Below are 12410 nucleotides of genomic sequence, written 5' to 3' on the forward strand. Positions count from 1 at the left end.
TCCGAGGGGGAAATCGGGTGCCAAAAAAAGCATTATTATTCGTTACGGCATTAACCTGCATCCTGGTGGTATCCATAATTGCGTTCTATGCAAGAGAGACACAGGTAGAGAGAGGGTCTTTTCCCAAGATGGCAGCGGCCGAAGCATTGTCCGTCTACGACATCCGGAACGATTCAGCGGAGGCGAAGCTTGCGGCGCTCGTTCTGCAAGGGCTGATCAATCAAGGCACGGCCAAAATTTATGTGCTGACCAGAGAAAGCAATCTCGATCAAACGTGGCTGGATGAGAGCGGAAAAAGTTATCAGGCCGTGCCGCTTCTAACGGGCAGCAATCCCGGGCTAAGAACACTGTACAGGGACTACGGCGACTTGGTCGACAAACTGATCGTATGGGAAGGAAGCCGTGATTGGACGTTCAACATCGCGCTCATGAAAGGGTCGCTCGAGAAGGGGCTGCCTGTCACGGATGCGATCAAAGACGGCCTCACGGCCGAGTTCGGCAGCAAGCCGGCCGAAGATATCCGGTTGAACTGGGCCGGGCGGGTGGAGGCTTACGACTGGGCAATAGATAACCTCATGCCGTCTCTAGACAAGCGGATTCTATTTTCCGCCGGATTGCGAACGCCGGATTGGACCGCCTATCCTTGGAACATCTTCGATTATGCCGTGGCCAGCAAGTCATTTGCCTTCTATTTGGATCCCAGCATTCCCGCTGAACGGGACGAGATCGTCAAAATCATTCAAAAGGGCGGCTATCCGCCGGGCACGCCTGTGCTGGGGTATGCCCCGAACGCCGACGACTTGAACGATTACACCAACCCGTACGGTGTCGGGTATGTCGTGTCCGATTTTTTTTCCAATGGGAGCGTGTGGTCCAGCTTTGCAAGCAAGACCTATTCGCAGCCCTCAGGTGTTGCCGTCGATGCGCAGCCAGGCAAAGTGTATGTTGCGATAACGGCAAGCGACGGAGACAATCTGCAATATGATCAGCAGCTCATTAACCATTTCCGGAACGAGGCTGCGGGGCAGGTACCGGTAGGAATCACCGTCGCGCCCGTCTTACAGGAGCTCGGAACGCCCATCCTGGATTACTTTTATTCGAAAATAGGAAGCAATATCGAACTCGTCGCGGGACCATCGGGGTACCAGTTCATCTATCCCGAGAAGTATTCCGAGAGCGGTTACCCAACGTGGTTATCCCGCAACAGGCAGTGGTTGATGGACGCGGGCATCCATACCTCTCAAATCTGGCACAGCCCGATTAACAGTGTGAGCCATAAGCAAATGGCGGATAGTTTGGTCGGGTCTGGCGTAACGGGGCTGCTGCGGGGGGACGATGGCGCGCCCATCAATGCCTATCACGGGATCTATACGGTTCCGCAGGGCAATATGATATGGAAAAATGGAGAGATCTATAGTGTCTTGAGCAGCGTAATAGAGGATTCCGAGAAGCCGATTTTTCATACCATTTATCCGATACTCGGCTTCTATGGTACCGATGCCGATGGGCAGGCGGCATTCTTCGATCATTTGAAAGCGGAGGTTGACCGGCTGAATCGGGATTTCCCTGGTAAATTCGTCTTCTTGAAGCCGCAAGATCTCGTTGCAACCATTCACAAGTTGATGACCGATAATAGAAGCGTGAATTTCGACGCGAACAACACCAATCAAGAGTCGATCTACATTTATGAAGATAATCACACGGCCATGGATAATGGACGTAGGTATGCGGACGGTGCCAGCAGCTGGATCTATAAGTTCGATCTTGCAGATGATGTCGAGCATGCGACGCTGACACTTGCGATCGCCGGGAACTATGTGGTGGATGTGTCCAAAGACGGAATGAAATGGAACCATGCAGCTAATGCCCAAGGGAGTGTAAGCGAACTAACCGTAAATAGCGATTTGAGCAGCTGGTTGAGCCGTAACCCGACGAAAACCGTTTACGTCCGCATCAAAAGCGGGAGTCAGCAAGAAGGCGATGGTGTCACTCTCTCCCGGCTTTCGATATCCACGGAATGAAGAACGGAATGCGCCGGGAGCGCAATATTGAAGCAAGATCGACCAGACCACGTAAGGGAGATGCTAGTGCATGAAGAGAAGCAGAAAATCATGGTTTGTTTTAACGGTTGTCATGGTGGCGTCATTATTATTGGCAGCCTGCTCGTCCACGAATAAACCGGAATCCGGTGAGAGCCCCGAAGCCCAAAATGATCCGGTAACGTTAACGGTATGGGGGCAGCCCGGCATCGACTTGCCGACAAACGTCGATAAGAAAAATCAAGAGATCTACCGTTTTATTCAAACCGAAATGGAGAAAAAATACCCCGGTATCACGATTGATTATGTAGGTAAAGGCTGGGGTGACGATCTTCGTCAAAATCTGATGTTGGCCACGACGGCTGGCAATCCGCCCGATATCGCGTGGGGCGAAGATTTTGTGCCCGAATTGGCCAAACTCGGCGTTCTATCGGAAGTGCCGGCCGATTACGCCAAAGATTTGGCGGAAGGGCCGATGCTGGCGGCGAAGCTTGACGGCAAGAACTATGCGGTATCCGGGATGACGGGAATTTTCGCTTTGATGTACAACAAAGATGTCATGAAAAAAGCCGGTTTGGATCCTGATAGCCCGCCTAAAACATGGGACGAGTGGCTGGACATGTCCAAGAAAATTACCGCGGCAGGCAAAGGTGAGTATTATGGCTCCGTCGTTCAAACGGTCGGACTTGGCGGAACGTTCCGGATCGCGCCGTTTATGAGACAGCTCGGAGGCGACTTGACGACGCAAGATTGGCAGAGCATCACGTTCAATTCCCCGGAAAATATAAAGGCATTGACTTTCTTGAAGGAGCTCTCGTTAACAGCGCCTAGCGGCTCAACGGCCTTGTCGGACGAGAATGCGCTGTACAACCTGGTGCATCACGGAAAAGCCGCATTCGGCGTTGCGGGACCTTGGCACATCTCTTGGTCGCAGGCGGAAAAGTGTGATTGCGGGTTCACTCCGCTGCCCGTTCCGGACGGCGGCAAGCGAGCCAACGTGATCGTCGGAAATACACTGTGGTTTGTGTTAAAGCAATCGAAGAACCAGGAAGCAGCTATGGAGTATTTAAGAATTATCGCTAGTCAGGAATACCAGGAAAAATTTGCGTTGGCAACGGGGAGAATGCCGTCCAATAAAGCCGCTATCGCAAATCCGGAGCTGGTCAACGCCATTCCGCAATTAACGATCTATGGCGAAATTGTCGAGAATGAAGCAGCCGCTCCGCTTCCGGTCTATCCGAAGAACGGTCCGAAAGTGTGGGAAGCCTGGTATAAAGCGCAAGAGTCGGTATTGGTAGGCGGCAAGCCAATCGACGCAGCGATTGCGGAAGCACAGAAAACAGCGGAAGAATTATTGAAATGAGCCGATTGAACATGAAAAACCGGGAAATCGCATCTACCGGCGGAGCTGTCTCCGCCGGCATACCGCCTTCCTCTCGCATGCAAAAGTGGATACACCGTCATCGGGAAGGGATCGTCGGCTATTCCATTTTATCTCCCATGCTGTTGTATTTTGCGATATTCGCGATCTTTCCCGCTCTATTCGTTATTTATTTATCGTTTACGGAATGGACGGGAATAAATGGACTTCCTGCGTGGGTCGGTCTCAAAAATTTCCGTGCGTTCTTCACACAAGGCGATTACGTGGAGACGCTGGTTAGAGCAGGCGTATACGGAATCATCATCTTGTTCTTTAGCCTGATCATCGGTCTTTTGATCGCGCTGTTATTGAATCAAGCTCGGTTTGGAAGCGGGGCTATACGCACGATTTGGTATTTGCCGGTTCTCGTCTCGTTTGCCGTCGTGGCTCAAATGGTGACCACCCTCCTCAACCCGGTCGATGGATTAGCGAAGCAAATGATGATACGTTTCGGGATGGAACCCATCGTGTTTCAAGAAAGCGCTTTATGGATGAGTTTTTGGCTCATTGTCATTACCGTCTGGAAAGGAGTGGGCGGTACGGTCATCATTTATTTGGCGGGACTGCAGGGAATCGATACAACCTTGTATGAAGCGGCTAAAGTCGACGGAGCAAACCGACTGAATATGTTTTGGCATGTCACCATTCCATCCCTCCGTCCCATCACGATGTTTTTATTAATCACGGGTATCATCGGGAGCTTTCAAATTTTTGAGCCTGTTCAGCTTATTACGTATGGCGGACCTCATGGTGAAACGAATATTATTTTGTTCCGCATCTATCAGGATGCTTTTCAATCCTTTAACTTTGGGATGGCGAGCGCATCTTCAGTTGTCGTATTGGTAGTCACCCTGATCCTGTCCGTTGCGCAATACCGTGTTTCGCAGCGCAAGGTGACCTGACATGGAGAAGGAAGAACATGAATATGGGCATCGTCCCTTGACAGAGCGAAGGTATGCAAAAATCTTTATGGCAGGAGATAGGCATTCATGGTTCATAAACGATCGTTCATAGAATCGTTTCTAATTTATGGTGTACTCGTTATCGGCAGCATCGTGATGTTTTATCCGTTTTTATTTCAGGTACTGGCATCGTTGGCTTCGAATCGGGATTATTACGCAACCTTGATCGTGCCGATTCCAACAAAATGGCATGTGGACCGATATGTCGATATATTTCTGAAGCCGGAAGTCTATCGATTGTATGTCAATACGTTTCTCCGCTGCGCCTGGTATATTTTCATCACATGCTTCATGTCGCTCGTTGCCGGCTATGTTTTTTCGAAGCTTCGCTTTAAGGGGCGGGATAGCGTGTTTCTTATCTTTCTGGCTTCGATGATGATTCCGGGACAAGTGACGTTAGTCCCCACCTATTTATTATATGCCCGCTGGCCGTTTGCGGGCGGCAACGATTGGTTGGGCCAGGGGGGCCATGGGTTGATCGACTCTTGGGCTGCCCTCCTGGTAGGCGGGCTTGTTCCGGTGTATTCAATCTTCTTGATGAAGCAGATGATGGATTCACTCCCATTTGATTACGAAGAAGCGGCCCGTGTGGATGGAGCGGGTGTAGCCCGCACGATTTTCGGGATTTATTTGCCCATGACCAAACCCATTCTTGCTGCGCTTGTCATCATGACATTCATCGGGATCTGGAATGATTACTTATGGCCGCTAATCGCCATAAGCAGCACGGAAAAACAAGTGATCGCGACGGGGATCTCCTCGCTGATGGCGGCTACGAAGCAGGTTGGCAAAGTACCGGATTATCCGTCTATCTTTGCTCTGGCGACCATTACGATGATTCCGCCCATTGTCGTTTATTTATGGCTGCAAAAATATTTTGTACAGGCATTCGCTATGACGGGAGTAAAGGGATAGTCAGGCAGAATTTGAAGTGATGCAAACAGCATTCAAATGAGTAGGGGAGAAGCCAAGAACATGAGTAATAGAACGAAGGGCATTGAGAAAGTATATGTCGTCTCGCATACGCACTGGGATCGGGAATGGTATCAGGATTTCCAAGGTTTTCGCACCCGCTTGGTATACATGATGGATGAATTGATTGAGCATATGGAACAGGATGCGGAATATCGCTATTTCACAATGGATGGGCAAACAATCATGCTGGATGACTATTTGGAGATTCGGCCTGAGAATCGCGGCAGGCTGCAAAAGCTGATTCAAGAAAACCGAATTGCGATTGGTCCCTGGTATGTGATGCCGGACGAATTTCTGGTCAGCGGTGAATCTTTGATTCGCAACCTGCTGAAAGGGATGCGGCAGGCCCGTGCCTGGGGCGCCCGTCCCATGATGTCCGGCTTCGTGACCGATATTTTTGGCCACAACAGTCAGCTTCCGCAAATTCTTCGCGGGGTTGGCATTGACAATGCCGTCTTGTTCCGCGGTTTTCACGGGGACGCGGATCCGGCGGAAATGTGGTGGGAGGGCGCCGATGGCAGCAGAGTTTTAGGATTGAAGCTGGATGAAGATCGCTCCTATAGCGACTACTATTTCGCCTTGCGGTGGCCGTTCTTTGATCGCGATAACGCCTATGACGAACATAAAGTCGAACTGTTCGAGCGCGCCCAAAAATGGATGGCCTACAAAAACGAGAGGGCTACGACCACAATTGCGTTGGGCATGGATGGCGTGGATCATATCGAAATCGAACCGCAGTTGTCCAGGATGCTGGAAATGTTGAACGAAAACAAGAAATTGGGCGTTCAATTCGTTCATTCCCATTTGGAGACGTATTTGCGGGATTTGAGCGAGAAGGTCGGAAATCTGCGCGTTTATAAAGGAGAGCAAAAAGAGCTTGCTTACAATGGCTTGAACAATTGGGTTCCGGAGAACACCTTGTCATCGCGTGTTCATTTGAAACAAAGCAACCAGCTTTGCGAGAACCTGCTGGAAAAATGGACGGAACCGCTGGGGGTGATCGCGGCCTTGGAGGGGCGGCCCTACTCCAAGAGCTTTATTGCAAAATCGTGGGAATTCCTGCTGCAAAATCACCCGCATGATTCCATTTGCGGATGTTCGATCGATCAAGTGCACAAGGATATGATTTATCGATTTGACCAATCCAGATTAATTAGCGAACAAATGATTCAAGAACAGATGAGCTTTATTTCCAATCATCTGAACCCGGAACTTCTGAACGGCAATCATGCGATTACGGTCTTTAATCCTTCGCAGTCCATTATAGATGGAGTCATAGAGGTGGAGCTTGCTCTTCCCGCCAATACGGATGCGGCCATTATGATGAACAATTCATTGAACGGCACTTCATTCCGAATTTATGATGACGAGCATCGTGAAGTTCCTTATCAGGTTGTTGCCGTTCACAAAAACAGCTTAGATCGGTACAGGCCTTACAGGGAGCTTCCCCGTGAAGAAAGAGTAGATCGCTTCCGCATTGCTATGATGGCCAGTGTTCCTTCGTTTGGTTATTCCGTTTACAGATTGGAACGGTATACGATAGAAAATCATGCTCCATTGGAATATAGTGCGCCGAAGCTAGTAGCGCCGGTTCGTTATCCGGGTTCTATGCAGACGGATGAGAACACGTGGGATAATGGCCGTATTCGTTTGCGGGTTCGCACGAACGGAACGATTGAAATCCAGGATAATCAAACGGGACGCACGCATGAAGGCTTGTTGTTGTTCGAGGATGAAGCGGATATTGGCGACGGCTGGAGTCATATCGCGCCGGTACATAACGAAATCATCCGGTCTCTTGGTGTACAAGCAACGATAGCCACTGAATTCGACGGCCGCTATCAAACGCGTATTCGCATCGAGATCAATCTCCGCGTTCCGAAGGGAATCGAGCACGATGAAACGAGCAGAAGCGGGGAATTCATTGAAATTCCAATCATGACGTTTATCGATTTGAAAAAAAATGATCCCGTGGTTTATTGTCGGACAGTCGTGCGGAATGCAGCCCGAGATCATCGGCTGCGCCTGCTGTTTCCAACCGGATTGGGTGCGGAGCATTATTATACGAGCACGCCGTTCGATTTGGTTAAGCGGGAGATTCAGCGCCCGGACCGCACCGATTATTTGCGCAAAGACTTTGAAGTCGCTCCGCATAACGGCATCGTTTCCGTTGATGACGGCCAGTACGGATTGGCGATTTACAGCAAAGGGCTTTACGAGGTTGCCGTTCGCGACAACAAACAACGCACGATTGCATTGACCTTGTTCCGCAGTACGCGCAAAGAAGTTTTGACGGGCGGCGGCGATGGCGGTCAATTGTTGAGAGAGCTGGAATTTAGCTATGCCATAAGGCCTTTCGCGGCCGAAGAAACTCACCCTGCGCAGCTATGGCGGGAGCATCAGCACTATGTAACCGGAATCCGGTTTATGAACCGCAAGCAAAGAAAACGATATCGGGAAACGCCGGAAAAGAGAGTACAGGATTTGCCCTTGAGCAGGTCTTACGTGAACCTGGATTCGAACAATCTTATCGTGAGTGCCTTTAAAGCTTCTGAAGACCAAGATAATGCCTATATCATTCGTTTCCTTAACGTGTCGGAAGAAGAAGGTCAAGGAGTGGTATCATTCGAGCGAGAACTTGCTTCCGTACAGTTGGTTAATTTGGATGAGGAGTTCCTATCCGAACTGCCTTTTACAAAGAAAGACTTCGTCATTACGGCTAAAGCGAAACAAATCGTTACGGTTAAATTAAGCTTTCAGTAAATGAACCGTTAATGATAGAGGCAATTTCATTGGCTTGACCAAATATGGTATGGAGAGGGGAAAGGACATGTTCAAAAAGCGGTGCAAAGCAGTATCAATCGGACTGATATTTACATTTATATTTGCAGCGGCAGTGTCAGCGCTGCATGTCAAGAACGTACAAGCTGCAGGCGGCGAGTTCCCTAAGATGGCGCCAGCTCAAACGTTGTACGTATACGACATCAGGAACGATACGGCGGAGGCGAAGCTTGCCGCGCTCGTTCTGCAAGGACTGATCAATCAAGGCTCGGCCAAAATTTATGTGCTGACCAGAGAAAGCAATCTTGATCAAACGTGGCTGGATGAAAGCGGCAAAAGTTATCAGACCGTGTCACTTCTGTCGGGCAGCAATCCCGGGCTAAGAACGATGTACAGGGACTATAGCACATTGGTTAATAAGCTGATCGTATGGGAAGGGAGCCGCGACTGGACGTTCAACATCGCTATGATGAAAGGTTCGCTTGAGAATGGCCTGCCTGTCACGGATGCGATCAAGAACAGCCTCATTGCCGAGTTTGGCAGCAAGCCTGCCGAAGATATCCGATTGAACTGGGCCGGACGAGTGGAGGCCTACGACTGGGCATTGGACAACCTCATGCCGTCTCTCGACAAGCGGATCCTGTTTTCCGCCGGATTAAGAACGCCGGATTGGACCGGTTATCCGTGGAATATCTTCGATTATGCCGTAGCCAGCAAGTCGTTTGCCTTCTACCTGGATCCCCGGATCCCCGCGGAACGGGACGAAATCGTCAAAATCATTCAACGAGGCGGCTATCCGCCGGGCACGCCCGTGCTGGGGTATGCCCCGAACGCCGATGATTTGAACGATTACACCAATCCGTACGGAGTCGGGTATGTCGTTTCCGATTATTATTCCAACGGGAGCGTATGGTCCAGTTTTGCAAACAAGACCTATTCACAGCCTGCAGGCGCAGCCGTCGAAGCGCAGCCGGGTAAAGTATATGTTTCAATAACGGCAAGCGACGGAGACAATCTGCAATATGATCAACAGCTCATTAACCAATTCCAGAACGCGACTGCGGGGCAGGTGCCGGTAGGAATCACCATCGCGCCCGTCTTGCAGGAGCTCGGATCGCCCATACTGGATTACTTTTATTCGAGAACAGGGAGCAATATTGAACTCGTCGCGGGACCGTCGGGGTATCAATTCATCTATCCCGAGAAGTATTCCAGCAGCGGCTACGCAACATGGTTAACCCGCAACAGGCAGTGGTTGATAGATGCGGGCATCCATACCTCTCAAATCTGGCATAGCCCGATTAACAGTGTGAGCCATAAGCAGATGGCAGATAGTTTGGTCGGATCTGGCGTAACGGGGCTTCTGCGGGGGGACGATGGCGCGCCCATCAATGCCTACCATGGCATCTATACGGTTCCGCAAGGCCATATGGTCACCCAATATGGAGATATTTACAATGTGTTGAGCAACGTGCCTATGGATCCCGCGAAACCGGTTTTCCATAATATTTATCCCATTCTGGCCTATTATGGTATGGATGCCAACGGTCAATCGGTATTCTTTGATCGTCTGAAAGCAGAGGTAGACCGGCTGAATCAGGATTACCCTGGTAAATTTGTCTTCCTTAAGCCTCAGGATCAAGTGGCTACCATCAATAAATTAAATACCAATATAAAAGGTGTGAGTTTTGACGCGAACAACTCCGATAAAGAGACGATATACATCTACGAGGATAACTTCTCAGCCATGGATAACGGGCATCGATATGCAGACCTCACTGGCAATTGGATCTATAAGTTTGATCTCGCGGATGATGCCGATCATGCGACACTTACGATGGATATAGCCGGGAACTATGTCATAGACGTGTCCAAAGACGGAGTGAACTGGAGTGCCGCGGCCAATGCCCAGGGTGACTTAAGCAGGATAACCATAAATAGCGACTTGAGCGGATGGTTGAGCAATAATTCGTCGAAAACCATTTACGTCAGATTTTCAGACGGTACTCCACAAGACGGGAATGGGCCGAGCTTGTACCACCTTACGGTGTCGACTGAGATAACAAACGTAAGCTTCGCCACGCCAAGCTACTTGGACAATCAGTTTATGATTCAAAATACAGGTTCGATCGACAATGATCATCGCTATGCAGACGAGACCCGGCAATTCATATATAAATTTGATCTGGAGAATGGCATCAACAATGCGGCGCTTACGATGGATATAGCCGGAAATTATGTCGTGGACGTATCCAAAGACGGAATGAACTGGAGTCCCGCTGCCAATGCTTATGGCAATCTAAGCAGAACGACAATAAACAGCAGCTTAAGCGGATGGCTGGTCAATAATCCGTCGAAAACCATTTATGTCCGATTTACAGACGGCACCCCGCAAGACGGACATGGGCCAAGCTTGTACCATCTTGCGATATCGGCGGATCAAATAGCGCCGGCGACAACGGACAACGCTCCGTCCGGATGGGTCAATCAAGACACTACGGTAACCTTTAGCGCGAGCGACAGTGGTTCCGGGGTTAAGGCTACCCGCTATACCGTCAACGGCGGCGCGGAACAAAGCGGTACTTCCGTTACATTCACAACAGATGGGGTGCATACGTTAGTTTATTGGAGCGTCGACAATGCAGGCAATATCGAAGCTCCGCGCACAGCTGCCATTAAAGTCGACAAAACAGCACCATCGCTGACTGTTCAACTGGATAAACCGATTCTATGGCCCCCTAATCATAAAATGGCAACCCTGCATGCGGAGCTGAATTCGAATGATGCTGCCTCAGGCGTTGCATCCGTGATATTATCTTCTATTGAAAGCAATGAACCGGATCGCGATCCAAGCGACATTGAAGCCGATACAGGTACGGCGGCGAGTTCGTTTGCTTTGCGTGCGGAACGTTCGGGTTCAGGAGCCGGACGTATTTATACCGTAATCTACACGGTAACCGACAATGCGAATAACAAAACGGATACGATTGCAACCGTTACAGTGCCTCATGATCAATCAGGTAAGCAGTAAATATGAATCATAACGGGGGGAAATGTATGGAGCCTAAATACGGTATCATCGGCTGCGGCGGGATCAGCAGATTTCATTTCAGTGGATTGGAGAAGCTTGGTGCGCAAATCGTTCATGTCGCCGATATTAATGAAGCAGCAGCGAAATCCTATGCACAGCGGTTTGGAGCAAAGTGCTCGACCGATTACCGTCGTGTAATCGAGGATCCGGATGTCACTGTCGTTAGTGTACTGACAGGGGCCAAATCGCATTATGAAATATGTATCGCTGCCCTGAAAGCGGGCAAAGATGTCATTTGCGAGAAGACCATGGCTAACAATGCCGAGGAAGCCGAAGAAATTGTCCGCACCGCCCAGGCGTCGGGAAGGTTGTTTTTCAGCGCATACATGAAACGCTATTTCCCGGCCGTACAGAAGGCGAAGGAGCTGTTCCCTGAACTCGGTCGCATTTTTAGCGCACAGGTGCGGGCTTATCATCCATGGGGCAACATATTTGAATCTCCGTATCCCGAGTGGGTAGATCAAGCGATCCAATTGTATGGCGGAGCTGTCATTAAGATGGCTGGAAGCCACATGATCGATATGACCCAATATTTCTTTGGGCGTCCGTCCAGCTTATATGCTCATGTAGATTATATACCTGAGACCCAAACGGATCGTAAAGTCACATCGATTTGGGAATATGGCAGCGGAATGACGGTAAGCTTCGAAGCGCTCGGTCACCCGCTAAAAAAAATCGGCTATGAACGCAATTCTTGGGACGAAAAGTTGGAAATCAACGGTGTGAACGGGCGTATCGAGTTATATTTTGTCTTATGGGACCAGCCGGAGAATAATGCTGTGCTGCTTGTACACTATGATAACGAACGAGGAACTTCAACGGAATATCGGTTTGATGCCATGAACCCGTTTGATGAGGAAATGCGCTATTTCCATCAATGCTTAATCAATCGCGAACGCGGTCATTGTACGGAAGTGGATGGATTCAATGTCGATGTAATCATTGAGACCATGGTGGAGTCATCGCGCACCAAAGCTTCGGTAGCCATTGATTGGAAGGGGCTTTAGGGCAGCCTTCTGTTATAGGACGCGATAGCGTTATAAACATAAAGAAACGGCAGCCACCCGGCTGCCGTTTGCTATTGGTTTGAATCAATCAAGTCGTTTGTTGATCATTTCACGCGGTTGTTTACCTCGTGACCA

The 12410-nt window shown here is 49.7% G+C and carries 7 protein-coding genes; all 7 read left to right on the forward strand.

All coding sequences use genetic code 11. The features are described from left to right. Window positions 1-17 precede the first annotated feature (17 nt). The 7 genes from NNL21_RS20015 (at window position 18) to NNL21_RS20045 (ending at window position 12275) form a co-directional block, all read left to right on the forward strand. Window positions 18-2021, forward strand: a complete 2004-nt coding sequence (locus NNL21_RS20015; protein ID WP_204819737.1) for a GxGYxYP domain-containing protein — start codon at window positions 18-20, stop codon at window positions 2019-2021. A gap of 70 nt (window positions 2022-2091) precedes the next feature. Then, window positions 2092-3402: a sugar ABC transporter substrate-binding protein gene (locus NNL21_RS20020; RefSeq protein WP_204819738.1), complete on the forward strand. Its 1311-nt coding sequence runs from the start codon at window positions 2092-2094 to the stop codon at window positions 3400-3402. Then, window positions 3399-4361, forward strand: a complete 963-nt coding sequence (locus NNL21_RS20025; RefSeq protein ID WP_204819739.1) for a carbohydrate ABC transporter permease — start codon at window positions 3399-3401, stop codon at window positions 4359-4361. The genes NNL21_RS20020 and NNL21_RS20025 overlap by 4 nt, the downstream gene beginning before the upstream one ends. Window positions 4362-4448: 87 nt before the next feature. Then, complete coding sequence (locus tag NNL21_RS20030; RefSeq protein WP_204819740.1) at window positions 4449-5336, forward strand: carbohydrate ABC transporter permease; 888 nt, start codon at window positions 4449-4451, stop codon at window positions 5334-5336. A gap of 60 nt (window positions 5337-5396) precedes the next feature. Next, window positions 5397-8159: an alpha-mannosidase gene (locus NNL21_RS20035; protein WP_204819741.1), complete on the forward strand. Its 2763-nt coding sequence runs from the start codon at window positions 5397-5399 to the stop codon at window positions 8157-8159. A 67-nt stretch (window positions 8160-8226) separates the two neighbouring features. Further along, the gene (locus tag NNL21_RS20040) at window positions 8227-11208 is read left to right on the forward strand and encodes an OmpL47-type beta-barrel domain-containing protein (protein ID WP_204819742.1); all 2982 of its coding nucleotides are present in this window, start codon (window positions 8227-8229) and stop codon (window positions 11206-11208) included. Between the two features lie 26 nt (window positions 11209-11234). Beyond that, window positions 11235-12275: a Gfo/Idh/MocA family protein gene (locus NNL21_RS20045; RefSeq protein ID WP_204819743.1), complete on the forward strand. Its 1041-nt coding sequence runs from the start codon at window positions 11235-11237 to the stop codon at window positions 12273-12275. Window positions 12276-12410: the final 135 nt, after the last annotated feature.

It is taken from the genome of Paenibacillus mendelii (assembly GCF_024498075.1).
In the GTDB taxonomy this organism is placed as follows: Bacteria; Bacillota; Bacilli; order Paenibacillales; family Paenibacillaceae; genus Paenibacillus_Z; species Paenibacillus_Z mendelii.